This window comes from Pseudomonas sp. UBA1879, from assembly GCF_002338065.1.
Classification (GTDB): domain Bacteria; phylum Pseudomonadota; class Gammaproteobacteria; order Pseudomonadales; family Pseudomonadaceae; genus Aquipseudomonas.
In genome coordinates this window covers 54,257-68,756 of sequence record NZ_DDHJ01000021.1, presented here as the reverse complement: position 1 = coordinate 68,756, position 14,500 = coordinate 54,257, and the positions used below count along the sequence as shown (strand labels likewise).

Sequence of the window (14,500 nt, the reverse complement as noted above, 5' to 3'; positions counted from 1 at the left end):
AGGGGCAATGTTAGCGGCATGTCATGAGTCGTCGCTAGCAGATGAGAGTGGGTAGAAATCTGCAATGCAATCTTGTGGGAGTGAGGTTGCGCTCGAAGGGGTGCAACGGCCACACGACATCGAGCGGTCGATACGCTGAGCGTGCGGATCACTCGAATAAAAACGCCCCGATCTCTCGACCGGGGCGTTTTTTGTAGCGTCAGCTCATCAGCCGTTCAACATCAGAACACGTTGATCGGGTAGGTGATGAAGATGCGGGTTTCGTTACCGCCAACGTTGTAGTTGGACGCGTTGTCCGATACGCGCAGCCAGGAGTTGCGCAGGCGCAGGGACAGGTCTTTGGCCGGGCCGCTCTGGACGACGTAGGTCATTTGGCTGAACAGTTCATGCTCGTCGCCTTCGCCGCGATTCGTACCGTCGTCGATGTTGTCGCCGCGCACATAGGCCACTTTGTAGCTCAGGCCTGGCGTCACGAGGGTCGACAGGTTGACGCCGTAGCCCAACTGCCAGGAGCGTTCGTCCTTGGCGTTGAAGTCCGACCAGTAGGAGTTGGTCAGGTAGATGGAGTTACCGCCATCGCTGAAGCCGCCGTTGTTGCGGTAGCCGCCGTAGTTGTAGCCGGTTTCGCCGGTGCTGCGCTGGTGCGCGATGGTGAAGGAGTGAATGCCCACCGCCCACGTCGCAGCCAGGCTCCAGATCTTGTTGTCACGGGCGTCGTCGACCGCAACGTCACGGTCCAGCTTGGTCTTGTAGCCGTTGAAGTCGAAAGTCAGCGACTGGTCGGTCGGCAGCGCGAAGACGTAGTTCAGATTGACGTACTGTTTCTTCAGCGTGTCTTCGTCGTCGGAGGCGTAGTAAGCGGCACTGAATGCATCGCTGAATTTGTAGCTACCGCCGTAGACGTTGATGCTCTTCAGGTCACCGCTGTCGCGGCCTTCAGCACTTTTGCGGGTCTGAGCGGTGAAGCGGCCAGCCACCAGCGTCAGGTCTTTGATCTCTTTGGACGTGATCATGGTGCCGGTATACGTTTCAGGCAGCAGGCGCGAGTTGTCGTAACTCAGGACCGGCAGCTCTGGCATCTGGTCGCCGTATTTCAGCTCGGTGTTGGAGATGCGGAATTTGACCGCGCCGCCGAAACGGGCAAGATCGTCAGCCGCTTTGCCGCTGCTGTCCTGTTTGAAGAAGTCGATACCACCGGCGCCGCTTTTGCCACGACCGCCGTCCAGGCGAACGGCGTACAGCCCGAATGCGTCAACGCCGACGCCAACGGTGCCTTGGGTGTAACCGGAGGAGTAGTTCGCGATGAAACCCTGACCCCATTCGGCGCGATCTTGTGGGCCGCCTTTGTAGTCACGGTTGATGTATACGTTGCGCAGATTGACGTTGAGGCTGCTGTCTTCAACGAACCCTTTGGAGTCGGCTTGGCCGTCGGCCATAGCCTGAGTCGCCGCCAGAATGCCCAGAGCGAGCAGACCGATACGCTGTTTCATCTTGTTGTCCTTATTGGCAGATTGATCTCGCGCTGTGGCAAAAACCGGACAGGTAATTGCGTCTCCCCAGACTGATATCAGTCACGGAAGCCCGCACGAAATCATCGCAGTGGACTACTGATGCACGTACATGGCGCTTGGCCACAGGCGGTTGAGGCGCGAATGCTATCGCCCGAAAAGATGAGTGTCAATTTGATGAAAGCCGAAACGACGAAACGCGCCCCTCCCTCACTGGAAGGGGCGCGGGGCGTCAGTTGCGCAGCACAGTGAGCAGCGCGTCGATCTCTGCCTCATTGATCAGCCCGGACGGGTAGCGCTGCATCAGGAAGGTGCGGTCATCTGGAGTTTGATTTTTTGTAGCTCGGGTTATCCGTAACCATTCCGCCATCATCTGCCGTGCTTCACTGCTGGCAGACAAACCTCGAGCCGCGCGGGGCTCATGACTTGCGTTCATAGGGATAACCTCTTGCGTCTTGGACTGCGAAATCTACGGAGCTTTTGTGACAGACGAACGACTAGCGTCACCGTTTAGCCCCCTCGGAAACACTCTTCTGTAGGAAGCGAGAAATCGCTACCCACAAAAAAGCCCGTCGTTCGACAGGCTTTGATGTGAGCAAGAAGTGAACCAACTCAGCGTCGGTGTGGCGCCGGCTGTTGCTGAGTCAGGCAGTGAATATTGCCGCCACCCAGTAGCAACTCGCGGCCCGGGACCATGACCACTTCGTGTTCCGGGAACAGGCGCTGCAGAATCTGGCGGGCGGTTTCATCAAGCGGATCGTCAAAACGAGGCGCGATGATGCCGCCATTGACGATCAGGAAATTCACATAGGAACCGGCCAGGCGCACCGATGGGTTGCGCTCCTGGCTGCCGTGCACCTGATCGACGCCCGCGCACTCCTCTTCGGTGGCAAACAATGGGCCTGGAATCGGCATCTTGTGCACGATGAACGGTCGGCCCTTGGCGTCCCGCGCGTTTTCCAGAACGCCCATGGCAGCTTGGCAGCGCGGATAGTTGGGGTCTTTCGGATCGTCGGTCCAGGCCAGTAACACTTCACCGGGGCGCACGTAGCAGCAGAAGTTATCCACATGACCATCGGTTTCGTCGTTATACAAACCGTCCGGCAGCCAGATGATCTTGTCGACCGACAGGTGATCGCGCAGCACGGCTTCGATCTGTTCGCGAGACAGGTGCGGGTTGCGGTTGCGATTGAGCAGGCATTCCTCGGTGGTGATCAACGTGCCTTCGCCATCGACATGAATCGAACCGCCCTCCAGCACGAAACCTTCGGTGACATAACGAGGGCAGCGTTCGATCTCCAGCACTTTGCTGGCCAGCTGTTCATCCAGGTTCCACGGCGAATACAGACCGCCGTCGAAGCCGCCCCACGCGTTGAAGCCCCAATCCACGCCGCGCACTTCACCTTGGTCATTGATGACAAACGTCGGGCCGGTGTCGCGCACCCAGGCGTCGTCGTTGCTGATTTCGACGACCCGGATGTTCGGCACGTCGAGGCGCGCGCGGGCGTTGTCGTATTGCGCAGCCGAAACGGCCACCGTCACAGGTTCGAAGCGTGCGATCGCCTTGGCCACTGCAACATGGGCGCTTTGTACCGGTTTGCCGCCCAGACGCCAGTTGTCAGGACGCTCAGGCCAGACCATCCAGGTTTGCGTCTGCGGGGCCCACTCGGCAGGCATGTAAAAGCCATCGGCGCGTGGTGTGCTGTTAAGTGTGGTCATTGATCAGGGCTCCAGTGAACCATCGAGAGTTTGAGGGCGCCGTTCACATCGACGATCGATGACGGGCTGCCTTTATAGACGATAAATATCTGTCTTAATAGCTTGGTGCTCGATATATCGATAATCGGCGCGGCCAAAGACCGATATAAATCCGCAACAAAGCTTTGTGCGAGCGCGCGCTGTCAAAGACTTCGCAACGGGCAATCACCCTTCAAGCTCACTCAGCACCTTCGAAACGCTGTCGACGAAAAAGTCCACGCTACGTCGTGTCGTCACCATCGGCGGTTTGATTTTGAGGATGTTCAGATAATCCCCGGTGGGTTGCATGAAGATTCCCAAGTCACGCAGACGATCACACAGGTAAGTCGTTTCTTCTGTCGCCGGTTCCAGCGTCTGCCGATTACGCACCAGTTCCAGCCCCAGATAGAAGCCCGAACCATGGGCCGCACCCACCAGCGGATGTTGGTCGATCAGCGCCAGCAGCCGCTCTTTGAAGTAGCCGCCCACGACCTGCGCGTTCTCCCATAAATGCTCTTCTTCCATGACATCCAGCACCGCCAGGCCGATCTGGCAGCTCACCGGACTGCCCCCCGCGGACGAGAAGAAATACCCCTCGGCTTCGAGCGCTTCGGCGATTTCCCGACGCGTGATCACCGCGCCAAGGGGATGCCCGTTGCCCATCCCTTTGGCCATGGTGATGATATCCGGCACCACGCCCTGCTCTTCGAAGCCCCAGAAGTAGTGGCCAAGACGGCCGTAGCCGACCTGGACTTCATCGGCGATGCACACGCCGCCCTGTGCGCGGACCTTCTGATACACCTCACTTAAATAACCCGGCGGCAGCGAAATACCACCCGCGTTGCCGTACACCGGCTCGCAGATGAAACCCGCCACCTGACGCCCCTGCTCAGCCAGCCGAGCGAGATGCGCCTCGACGCTTTTCAGGTAGAACGGCGTGCTGTCCGCCCCTCGTGCCTGCCCGCGATAGGTGTTCGGCGCCACCACCGGATGCACCCAGTCCGGGCGCGTGCTCAATGCCTGGGGGTTGTCGGCGATGGACGTGGAAATTGCATCGGTGGCCACCGACCAGCCGTGATACGCCTCCAGCACACTCAAGACATCGCGCCCGCCGCTGTAGGCCCACGCCAGGCGGATCGCCAGATCGTTCGCCTCGGTGCCACTGTTGACCAGAAACACCCGGTCCATGCCTGCGGGCGCCAGCTTGAGCAGACGCTCGGAAAATTCGGCGATGGACGCGTAATGAAAGCGTGAGTTGGTGTTAAGCAAGGACCACTGCCGTGCCGCGACCTGAACCATGCGCGGATGACCATGGCCAAGGACCGCAACGTTGTTGAGCATGTCCAGGTACGAGCGGCCCTGCATGTCGATCAAGTGATTGCGCCAGCCGCGTTCGATCTGTGGCGGCGCCTGATAGTAGTGCTTTTGCGAGCGGGCAAAGCTGGCATCGCGCCGAGCCAGCAACTCGGAGGCATCAGTGAGCGGCGGTGCGTCACAGTCGAAGCCCAGCAAGCCCTGAGGTGAAGGACAAAGGGCCCGCCACGCGGCCGCCCGAGAAGGGGTGCAGAACAATGGCGGACTCACGTCGCGCTCGGCACACAACTGCACGATCAACGAACCGCCGCCCTGCCCGATCACATCGCTGGCCCCGAATTCGACGCCTGAATCGAAATCCGAACGCACGCCCCACAAGCGCAGATTCGAATCGGCACCAATAAGCATCAACGCGCCATCGGCGGTGTGCCGCAGGGTGCCGTGGAACGGCGCATGCACCGCCGTGCCGTGAGGGATCAGCAACTCGACATGCAGGGCAAACGTGTCCGGCTCGCGAGCGCTGTCGGGCAGCGTGCGGGAAAGCCGATATTCCCCGTAACGACTGGCGACCAGACCCTGCGCGTGCGCCGCTTCTTTGAGCAGCGTTTCGTCGATGCCGCTCTGCTCCCAGTTACCGGCTTCGAAATGCTCACTGAGGACACCCAGGTCGACCGTCGTAACCCCCTGTCCCGCCAGACTCGGCAGCAGAGGCGAAAACGCTACGTGGCCTTGGGGTGCGTCAGTGTTTTCAAGCTGGCCCACGGCATCCAGAATGGCGGCCTCCATCAATGCCATCGGCACTGACGTGGCGACATCGAAGATGTTCCACTCGCTCTCAAGGTTGGCCTGAATATAGGTATTGTCGGGCTCAACGCTCGCCTGTTGCTCACTGCTAAGGACCAGCACGGCAGCACGCGCGACGATCAGAGGCCACAGCGCTTTCAGCTCCTCGATCTGCAAGGGGTTGATACGCTGATAAGCCTGAATCGCCGGCAAGATGTACAGCGGATCGCCTTCGGCATGGTGCAGCAGCGCGGCGCATGTCACTGACAGATCCGCGATGCGCCAGGTGCGCACCACATCACCAAAGTCGATAAGGCCCTGCAACTGCCACAGGTGATGGGCATCACGGGCCCAGACCACGTTGTATTCGGTAATGTCCAAGTGAATGGCTTGCAGGGGTAGCGCCGCGATCAAAGGCAGCAAGCGGGCATGAGCGTCATCCGCCGCCTTGGCGATGCAAGCGCGCTCATCGGCGTTGTCGATCACCGGCAGCAGGTGTTTGATCAGCGCGTGAGCATGGCGAGGGTCCCATTGCAGAATCCGCTCCAGCCCCGCATGGTCGAAGTCAGCCAGTGCGACGTCGACCTTTGCGCACAGCTCAGCCAAGCGGATTACCACATCCCGGCTCAGGTGCTGCACATCGGCCAGCGATTGCCCATCGATGAATTCCAGCAGGCGCACATGCACCGCGTGGCCGCCCACCTCGACCGACAAAATGTCTTCGCCGCTGACCGCAGGCACCACGCCCGGCACGCGAATGTCCGGGTACGTCTCTAAATGCCTTAGCGCCGCATGTTGAGCCGCCAGCTCGGCGATGTGGTAGTCGCCACGGCAGATCTTCAACACAAAGCGCTGCCCCGTGCCTGGGTCGAGCAAGAAATTTCTGTCTTGCTGACTGCCCAACTCCTTCAATGCCCCGCTCAGCCCGTAATGCATCGAAAGCAATTCAGCCGCCTGCTCGGCTGTGATCTCCGGACAAGGCAGGCTGGAGCGACGTATCAGGGTAGCGAGTGGCATGTCGAACGTCCGAGGACAGGAATGAACGCGCAATATCGCCAGTTGCCTGTCAGATTGGCAACCCTTTGGCCGTGCGGGAGGGCTAAATCATTTATTTGACGGATAGATAGCGTCGCCGTTAAGAGAATGAAACACTTGCGGCGGTTTTATGACGCTCGCTGGGTCTGGCTATCAATTAATTTCATGGCTTTCCAGGCGTTTGTGCCTTGCGCCTGTCACCGCCCGCCCACAAGCTATGCTTCGTTATCTTGAAGTCCATCCAGGGAAGAAGGTCTGGCTATGCGAATACTTGTCACCGGTGGCGCCGGATTTATCGGTTCGGCACTGATCCGCCATCTGATCAACAACACCGAACACGACGTACTGAATTTCGACAAATTGACGTACGCAGGCAACCTTGAATCGCTGCAGAGCATTGTGACGAATACCCGTTATGAATTCGTGCAGCAGGACATCGTCAATCAGGCCGAGGTCAGCAAGGTGCTGGCGCGTTTCAAGCCTGATGCGATTATGCACCTGGCCGCTGAATCCCACGTGGACCGCTCCATTGATGGCCCGTCGGAGTTCATTCAGACCAACATCGTCGGCACCTACAGCCTGCTTGAAGCGACACGCGGCTACTGGCTAACCCTCCCGGAAGCCGAGCGCGCTGCGTTCCGCTTCCACCACATTTCCACTGACGAAGTGTATGGCGACCTGCACGGTGTCGATGACCTGTTCACCGAAACCACGCCCTACGCGCCCAGCTCGCCTTATTCGGCCAGCAAGGCAGCGTCCGACCACCTGGTTCGCGCCTGGCAACGCACCTATGGCTTGCCCGTGGTCGTGACCAACTGCTCGAACAATTACGGGCCGTTCCACTTTCCGGAAAAGCTCATCCCGCTGGTGATCCTCAATGCCCTCGCTGGTAAACCGCTGCCCGTGTACGGCAACGGTCTGCAAGTGCGCGACTGGCTGTTCGTCGAAGATCACGCCCGAGCGTTGCTCAAGGTCGTGACCGAAGGCGAGGTAGGCGAGACCTACAACATCGGCGGCCACAACGAGCAGAAGAACATCGACGTGGTGCGTGGCATTTGCGCTCTTCTCGAAGAACTGGCACCGGAGCAGCGCAAAGGCGTGGCCCATTATGCGGACCTGATCACCTACGTGACTGACCGCCCCGGCCACGACATGCGCTACGCCATCGACGCCAGCAAGATCGAGCGCGAACTGGGCTGGAAGCCGGAAGAGACCTTTGAGTCCGGACTGCGCAAAACCGTGCAGTGGTATCTCGACAACCTGGAATGGTGCCGCAACGTGCAAGACGGCAGCTACCAGGGCGAACGCTTGGGCACCAACGTTAAGGATCTGATCGCATGACTAAAGGAATCGTATTGGCAGGCGGGTCGGGCACACGTCTGCACCCGATCACCCTCGGAGTCTCCAAGCAGCTGCTCCCAATCTACGACAAACCGATGATTTACTACCCGATCTCGGTGCTGATGCTGGCCGGGATCAAGGAAATCCTGATCATCTCCACGCCGCTGGACCTGCCGCAATACAAAGCGCTGCTCGGCGACGGCAGTCAGTTCGGCGTGCATTTCCACTACGCCGAACAGCCCAAGCCGGACGGTCTGGCGCAGGCCTTTTTGATCGGCGAGAAATTCATCGGTGACGATTCGGTGTGCCTGATTCTGGGCGACAACATCTTCCACGGTCAGCACTTTAGCGACCAGCTCAAACGCGCCGCTGAACAAGCGTCTGGCGCGACCGTCTTCGGTTATTGGGTCAAGGATCCGGAGCGCTTTGGCGTGATCGATTTCGACGAGAACGGCCACGCGCTGTCCATCGAAGAGAAACCTAAGGCACCCAAATCCAGCTATGCCGTGACCGGTCTGTATTTTTACGACAACGAAGTCGTTCAGATCGCCAAGGACGTGAAACCGTCGCCACGAGGCGAGCTGGAAATTACTGACGTCAACAACGCGTACCTCAAACGCGGCGACCTGCGCGTCGAGCGTTTTGGCCGCGGCTTTGCCTGGCTCGACACCGGTACTCACGACAGCCTGCTCGACGCCTCGCAATATGTGCAGACCATCGAGCATCGTCAGGGCCTGAAAGTCGCCTGCCTTGAAGAAATCGCCTACCAGAACGGTTGGATCGATCGCGAGTACCTGCTTAAACGGGCTGACTATTTCGGCAAGACCGGCTACGGTCAGTACCTGTTCAAAATTGCCGGGGAAAACCAGTGAACGTCATCCAAAGCGAGTTGCCAGGTGTGCTCATCATCGAGCCCAAAGTGTTCGGCGATGAGCGCGGTTTTTTCTACGAAAGCTTCAACGCCAAGGCCTTTGCCGACGCCACTGGCGTCAGTGATCAGTTCGTGCAGGACAACCATTCGCGCTCGCAGCAAGGCGTGTTGCGCGGGCTGCACTATCAGATCCAGAACCCTCAAGGAAAGTTGGTGCGCGTCACTGCAGGCAAGGTGTTGGATATCGCTGTCGACATCCGCCGCAGTTCGCCGCATTTCGGCAAATGGTTCGGCCTTGAACTGTCGGCGGAAAACGCTCGCCAGCTCTGGATTCCGCCAGGGTTCGCCCATGGTTTCGTGGTGCTGAGCGAACACGCCGAGTTCCTGTACAAGACGACTGATTACTACACGCCCTCCGCCGAGCGCTGCATCCGTTGGGACGACCCGGATCTGGGCATCGATTGGGGCCTGACCGACGCGCCCAAGCTGTCGGCGAAAGACCAGATCGGTAAAAGCCTCAAAGATGCGGAAGTGTTCCCGTGAGCGCACCACTGCGGATACTGATCAGCGGGCAACACGGCCAGGTTTCCCAGGCGTTGCAGCACAGCCTCAAAGACCTTGCGGAGTTGATCGTGCTGGGCCGCGATCAACTTGATCTGAGCCAGCCTGAGGCGATTCGCAATGCCGTGCGCGAACACCATCCGGACCTGATCATCAACGCCGCCGCTCACACGGCAGTGGATCGGGCGGAAAGCGAGCCGGATCTGGCGTTCGCGATCAATGCGACTGCTCCTGGCGTGTTTGCCGAAGAGGCCGCTGCGTTGGGCATTCCGTTCATTCATTACTCCACCGACTACGTGTTCGATGGCCGTAAAGAAGGGGCGTGGACGGAAACCGATACACCGAACCCGCTGGGCGTCTACGGCAAGAGCAAATTGGCCGGGGAACAGGCCATCGAAAAGGCTGGGGGTCAGTACCTGATCCTGCGAACCAGTTGGGTCTACTCGCTCACCGGGCGCAATTTTCTGCTGACCATGCAACACCTGTTGCCTGAGCGCGAAAAACTCACCGTCGTCGCTGATCAGATCGGCGCGCCGACCTGGGCGGGCACCATCGCTCAGAGCACGCGGCAGCTGATCGAGCGCTGGCGTGAAGGGAAGCCTGGCGCGTGGGGGGTGTATCACCTGACGGCCAGCGGCGAGACCTCGTGGGCGGGTTTTGCCGAGGCGATCGGTGAAGCGCTGATCAAAGCCGGAAAACCGTGCGCAACGATTGAGCCAATCCCGTCCAGCGCCTACCCCACTCCCGCCGCCCGCCCGCTGAACTCCCGCCTCGATTGCAGCCGCCTGCAACGGGAATGGGGCGTGAGCCAGCCGGCTTGGCACGTCGCATTGCAAGAGTGCCTCGCTCAGCAGGGATAGGCATAATGTCGCCTATCAGATGCTGAGTGGCACTGGCCGACCGATGCTTCGCTTGACCTAACGCCTTCGCGAGCAAGCTCACTCCTACATTAACGGCTCCCGCCTGTAGGAGTGAGCTTGCTCGCGATAGTAACGGCATGAGCGACACGGGCCAAATGCCTGTCACACAAGCATCGCAACGGACTCACCGGGCGATTTCATGACCAGCACTTCCTCCCTCCCTCGTCGCCCCCGCTGGCGCAGCCTCGCCCTGCTGGCCCTGATTCTGGCGCCAATGCTGTGGCCGCTCGAACGCCTGGCCGAGCGCTATTACCTCAACGAACTGCTGAGCCAGAATCGCCAGACGCTGGACCTTTACGTCGCCAACTTGCTTGGCACGCTTCACCGTTATGAAATGCTGCCGCAGATTCTCGGTGACCTGCCGGGCCTGCGCGCCATGCTTGCCAACCCTCAAGACCTGCAAACCCGACAGCAGGCCAACCTGCTGCTGATGAACACAGCCCAGCAGACCGGCGCCGAAGTCATTTACCTGATGGCGCCCAACGGCGACACCCTCGCCGCGTCGAACTGGGATAAACGTGACAGTTTCGTCGGGCGCAACTTCGCCTTTCGCCCTTATTTCAGCAACGCCATGGCCGGAAAGCTCGGGCGCTTCTTCGGCTTGGGGACCACGTCCGCCAAGCGCGGCTATTTCTTCGCTGCCGCCGTTCGTGATGGCAACACCGTCATCGGGGTGCTGGTGGTCAAGGTCGATCTGGACTTGACCGAAACCCTCTGGGGCAAGACGCCCGAGCAATTGCTGGTCACCGACCACAATGGCGTGGTGATCCTTACGTCCAATCCCGCGTGGCGATTCCGTGCCACACGCCCGCTCAGCGAGGAAGAGAAACAGGCCATCGTCGCGATTCAACCGTACCCGACCCGCGACCCGCGCCCACTTCAACTGGACGAAAACGGCTGGCTGACCCAGACCCAGCAGATCGACGAAACCGGCTGGAGCGTGAACATCCTCGCGCCGAAAGTGCTGGTCTCGCGCCCGGTGCGCACGGTGGTGGCCATCGGCGGCGCGACCCTGCTGGTGCTGATGTTGCTGCTCGGCATCATGATGCAGCGGCGGCGTCATTACCTGGACCGCATCCATTTCGAAGGCAAAGCACGCCGCGAACTGGAGGTGCGAGTCATCGAGCGGACCAGCGATCTGGAAGGGCTGAACCAGCGCCTGCGCCAGGAAGTGTTGGAGCGTGAACATGCGCAACAGGAACTCTTTCGCGCCCAAGACGAGTTGGTGCAAGCGGGCAAGCTGTCGGCGTTGGGCACCATGTCCGCCAGCATCAGCCACGAACTCAATCAGCCCCTGGCGGCGATTCGCAGCTACGCGGAGAACGCCGAGATCCTGCTCGATCATCAACGCACCGACGATGCGCGAAGCAACCTCAAGCTGATCAGTGAACTCACGGGGCGGATGGCCTCGATCATCGCTCACCTGCGCGCCTTCGCTCGACGTGACCGTCACGCGCCGGAAAGCGTGGCCCTGCAACCGGCCCTTGACGATGCCTTGGCGTTGCTCGCCAAGCGCCGGCGGGCGATGGAAGTCGAGCTGATTCGCGACCTGCCGGATGCAACGCTGTGGGTGCAGGCAGGCGAAACGCGGCTGCGTCAGGTGCTGGGTAATTTGCTTGCCAACGCACTGGACGCCCTGACCGAGAAAGGCCCGCCGCGTAAATTGTGGATAAGTGCCGAGTACAACGCCGAGGGCGTCAACCTGTACATTCGCGACAACGGCCCGGGCTTTTCCCGCGAGGCGCTGGAGCATGCGCGCGAGCCATTCTTCACCACCAAAACCCGCACCCAAGGCCTGGGGCTGGGCCTGGCGATCTGCGATACGCTGATGCGCGCGCTGGGCGGCGAGCTGCTGTTCGCCAATCACCCCGAAGGCGGCGCGCTGCTGACGTTGCGCATGCGCACCGGGGCTTCAGGGGTCAGTCTTCAACCGCCGGAGGATCTATCTGCATGACCACGGACACCGCCATCGACAGCCGTATTCAAGTTGTGCTGATCGACGACGACCCACACCTGCGCCAGGCCTTGAGCCAGACGCTGGATCTGGCCGGTCTGAAAATCCTGCCGCTGAGTGACGCCACCGGCCTGCAAGCCCGTCTTGGGCGTGACTGGCCGGGCGTGATCGTCAGCGATATCCGTATGCCGGGCATCGACGGCCTTGAGCTGCTGAATCAGCTCCACGCGCAAGACCCTGAACTGCCGGTGTTGCTGATCACCGGGCACGGCGACGTGCCGCTCGCGGTGCAGGCGATGCGTGCCGGGGCCTATGATTTTCTGGAAAAACCCTTCGCCAGCGACGCCCTGCTCGACAGCGTACGCCGTGCCCTATCATTGCGCCGACTGGTGCTGGATAACCGAAGCCTGCGTCTTGAGCTGAGTGATCGCCAGCAACTGAGCGCGCGGCTGGTGGGGCTCTCGCCACAGATGCAACGGCTGCGCGACCAGATCGGGGCATTGGCAGCGACCAAGGCCGATGTGTTGATCCTCGGCGAAACCGGCGGAGGGAAAGAGGTCGTGGCCCGAGCACTGCACGATCTGTCCAACCGTCGCAACGGCCCCTTCGTCGCGATCAATGCCGGGGCGCTGGCAGAATCGGTGGTAGAAAGCGAGCTGTTCGGACACGAGCCTGGCGCGTTCACCGGGGCGCAGAAACGGCGTATCGGCAAGTTCGAATTCGCCAACGGCGGCACGCTGTTTCTCGATGAAATCGAAAGCATGAGCCTGGACGTGCAGGTCAAGCTGCTGCGGCTGTTGCAAGAGCGCGTTGTGGAACGGCTGGGGGGCAATCAGCAGATACCCTTGGACATTCGCATCGTCGCCGCGACCAAGGAAGATTTACGCCACGCCGCCGATCAGGGACGTTTTCGTGCTGACTTGTATTACCGCCTGAACGTCGCACCGCTGCGCATTCCTCCTTTGCGCGAGCGTGGCGAGGATGCGCTGGTGTTGTTCCAGCATTTCGCCGACGCCGCCAGCCTGCGCCACGGTCTGCCTCGCCACGAATTGCAACCGGGGCAGCGAGCCATGCTGTTGCGCCACAGTTGGCCCGGGAACGTGCGCGAGCTGCAAAACGCCGCCGAACGTTTTGCGCTGGGTCTGGAACTGGAGCTGGAAGGCATGTCGCAGCATATGCCAGCTTCCAGCAGTGGCTTGAGCGATCAGGTCGAAGCCTTCGAACGTGCCCTGATTGCCGCCGAACTGACCCGCCCTCATAACTCCGTTCGCAGCCTGGCCGAAGCCTTGGGCATCCCCCGCAAAACCCTGCACGACAAATTGCGCAAACACGGCCTGATCTTCAGCGGTGGCGGTTCCGATGACAACGAATGACATCGCGACCCGGCATCTGCAGACCGTGCTGCACCGCGACATCCCCTTGACCCGCGACATGGGCGTGACAGTGATCGCCTGGGAGCATCACCAATTGCGCCTGCATCTGCCGTTGGCGCCAAACATCAACCACAAGAGCACGCTGTTCGGCGGCAGTCTGTACTGCGGCGCCGTATTGGCAGGTTGGGGCTGGTTGTACCTGCGGTTGAAAGAAGCCGGGATCGACGACGGCCATATCGTGATCCAGGACGGCCAGATCAGCTATCCGCTGCCGGTGAAACGTGACGGTGTGGCGATTTGCGACGCGCCGGACGACGCGACGTGGGACAGGTTCTTGAAGCTGTATCAGCGGCGCGGGCGTGCGCGGTTGACGCTGAATACGCGAATCGTGGCCGAAGGGTCGGACGACTCAGCGGTGGAGTTTGTTGGCCAGTATGTGGTGCATAAATAAGCACGGCATCAGCGGACGCAGAGCGTCGTAGGCGGCATTTTACGCGGGGTCGAGGAATGATCGGAACAACAAAGAACACCTTTATCCGCTGGGTCAATTGCAATAACGGCTATCGCGACAAAATCTAATGCGCAAAGCGTCTATCACTACCCTTGAGTCAACAGCGTGAATTAACCCTGTACCAAGGAAGGAGTGAGGAACGTGAAAGTCAGCTCGACATTTTTGTTGCTCGCAACATTACTGGTCGTTAGCACCCATGAGAGCGATAACGCCTTGGCGGCGACTCTCGATAAGGTGAAACAGCCAAAGGCGGACTTTACTGTTCCCGCGTGCGCGACTTACTTCGAGTCCGCCGTCTGGCGTTTCGACGACGGCCCCAAGTTGTGGTCGTTGAGCCTGGTTCCCACTCGCTGCACGCGGAGCCTCAAAGGCGCAAAATCGTCTACCGGACTGGTCATCGATGCCGTCATCAGAGACCACTCAGGTGACAGATACTGGAAGGACGGCAACAACACGCGCGGCATGCGGGATCAAATCATTTGCCACTTGGCAGAGCTTTCCGGCAAGGCAGAATGGAACGTTGAACCAGGACGCCCCGATGTCGGCTATACAGAAACCGTCCGACGAAAATGCAATCCCTGATCGCTCTGAT

The 14,500-nt window shown here is 60.1% G+C and carries 12 protein-coding genes; 8 read left to right on the top strand and 4 right to left on the bottom strand.

Features of this window, described 5'->3' with window-relative positions; genetic code table 11:
• Nucleotides 1-221: 221 nt before the first annotated feature.
• The 4 genes from B3N48_RS23585 to B3N48_RS23570 all read right to left on the bottom strand — a co-directional run bounded on the left by B3N48_RS23585 (nucleotide 222) and on the right by B3N48_RS23570 (nucleotide 6,359).
• Complete coding sequence (locus B3N48_RS23585; protein WP_296187779.1) at nucleotides 222-1,490, bottom strand: OprD family porin; 1,269 nt, start codon at nucleotides 1,488-1,490, stop codon at nucleotides 222-224.
• Between the two features lie 250 nt (nucleotides 1,491-1,740).
• Nucleotides 1,741-1,944, bottom strand: a complete 204-nt coding sequence (locus B3N48_RS23580; RefSeq protein WP_296187778.1) for a hypothetical protein — start codon at nucleotides 1,942-1,944, stop codon at nucleotides 1,741-1,743.
• 176 nt (nucleotides 1,945-2,120) lie between these two features.
• A complete protein-coding gene (gene aguA / locus B3N48_RS23575) occupies nucleotides 2,121-3,227 on the bottom strand; it encodes an agmatine deiminase (protein WP_296187777.1) in 1,107 nt (368 codons plus the stop codon).
• Between the two features lie 204 nt (nucleotides 3,228-3,431).
• On the bottom strand, nucleotides 3,432-6,359 hold the full coding sequence (locus B3N48_RS23570; protein ID WP_296187776.1) for an aminotransferase: 2,928 nt from the start codon (nucleotides 6,357-6,359) through the stop codon (nucleotides 3,432-3,434).
• A 279-nt stretch (nucleotides 6,360-6,638) separates the two neighbouring features.
• On the opposite strand from B3N48_RS23570, the gene rfbB reads away from it, so the two are divergent.
• The 8 genes from rfbB (at nucleotide 6,639) to B3N48_RS23530 (ending at nucleotide 14,490) form a co-directional block, all read left to right on the top strand.
• The gene (gene rfbB, locus B3N48_RS23565) at nucleotides 6,639-7,718 is read left to right on the top strand and encodes a dTDP-glucose 4,6-dehydratase (protein WP_296187775.1); all 1,080 of its coding nucleotides are present in this window, start codon (nucleotides 6,639-6,641) and stop codon (nucleotides 7,716-7,718) included.
• Nucleotides 7,715-8,590, top strand: a complete 876-nt coding sequence (gene rfbA, locus B3N48_RS23560; RefSeq protein ID WP_296187774.1) for a glucose-1-phosphate thymidylyltransferase RfbA — start codon at nucleotides 7,715-7,717, stop codon at nucleotides 8,588-8,590. Before rfbB ends, rfbA begins: the two co-directional genes overlap by 4 nt.
• Nucleotides 8,587-9,132: a dTDP-4-dehydrorhamnose 3,5-epimerase gene (gene rfbC, locus B3N48_RS23555; RefSeq protein ID WP_296187773.1), complete on the top strand. Its 546-nt coding sequence runs from the start codon at nucleotides 8,587-8,589 to the stop codon at nucleotides 9,130-9,132. The genes rfbA and rfbC overlap by 4 nt, the downstream gene beginning before the upstream one ends.
• Entirely contained in the window at nucleotides 9,129-10,010 is an 882-nt protein-coding gene (rfbD, locus tag B3N48_RS23550) for a dTDP-4-dehydrorhamnose reductase (protein WP_296187772.1), read from the top strand. The genes rfbC and rfbD overlap by 4 nt, the downstream gene beginning before the upstream one ends.
• Before the next feature lie 199 nt (nucleotides 10,011-10,209).
• Nucleotides 10,210-12,024, top strand: a complete 1,815-nt coding sequence (locus B3N48_RS23545) for a sensor histidine kinase (protein ID WP_296187771.1) — start codon at nucleotides 10,210-10,212, stop codon at nucleotides 12,022-12,024.
• Nucleotides 12,021-13,397, top strand: coding sequence for a sigma-54-dependent transcriptional regulator (locus B3N48_RS23540; RefSeq protein ID WP_296187770.1), 1,377 nt, complete (start codon nucleotides 12,021-12,023; stop codon nucleotides 13,395-13,397). The genes B3N48_RS23545 and B3N48_RS23540 overlap by 4 nt, the downstream gene beginning before the upstream one ends.
• Complete coding sequence (locus B3N48_RS23535; RefSeq protein ID WP_296187768.1) at nucleotides 13,384-13,848, top strand: YiiD C-terminal domain-containing protein; 465 nt, start codon at nucleotides 13,384-13,386, stop codon at nucleotides 13,846-13,848. Before B3N48_RS23540 ends, B3N48_RS23535 begins: the two co-directional genes overlap by 14 nt.
• A 201-nt stretch (nucleotides 13,849-14,049) precedes the next feature.
• Nucleotides 14,050-14,490 carry a DUF2599 domain-containing protein gene (locus B3N48_RS23530; protein ID WP_296187767.1) on the top strand — a complete coding sequence of 147 codons (441 nt, stop codon included), beginning with the start codon at nucleotides 14,050-14,052 and terminating at the stop codon, nucleotides 14,488-14,490.
• Nucleotides 14,491-14,500 lie beyond the last annotated feature (10 nt).

Bases quoted from the DNA above. Each gene is read 5' to 3' on its own strand.
- B3N48_RS23585 (WP_296187779.1), bottom strand. From the start codon at position 1,490: ATGAAACAGCGTATCGGTCTGCTCGCTCTGGGCATTCTGGCGGCGACT.
- aguA (WP_296187777.1), bottom strand. From the start codon at position 3,227: ATGACCACACTTAACAGCACACCACGCGCCGATGGCTTTTACATGCCT.
- B3N48_RS23540 (WP_296187770.1), top strand. From the start codon at position 12,021: ATGACCACGGACACCGCCATCGACAGCCGTATTCAAGTTGTGCTGATC.
- B3N48_RS23535 (WP_296187768.1), top strand. From the start codon at position 13,384: ATGACAACGAATGACATCGCGACCCGGCATCTGCAGACCGTGCTGCAC.
- B3N48_RS23545 (WP_296187771.1), top strand. From the start codon at position 10,210: ATGACCAGCACTTCCTCCCTCCCTCGTCGCCCCCGCTGGCGCAGCCTC.
- B3N48_RS23580 (WP_296187778.1), bottom strand. From the start codon at position 1,944: ATGAACGCAAGTCATGAGCCCCGCGCGGCTCGAGGTTTGTCTGCCAGC.
- rfbB (WP_296187775.1), top strand. From the start codon at position 6,639: ATGCGAATACTTGTCACCGGTGGCGCCGGATTTATCGGTTCGGCACTG.
- rfbA (WP_296187774.1), top strand. From the start codon at position 7,715: ATGACTAAAGGAATCGTATTGGCAGGCGGGTCGGGCACACGTCTGCAC.
- B3N48_RS23570 (WP_296187776.1), bottom strand. From the start codon at position 6,359: ATGCCACTCGCTACCCTGATACGTCGCTCCAGCCTGCCTTGTCCGGAG.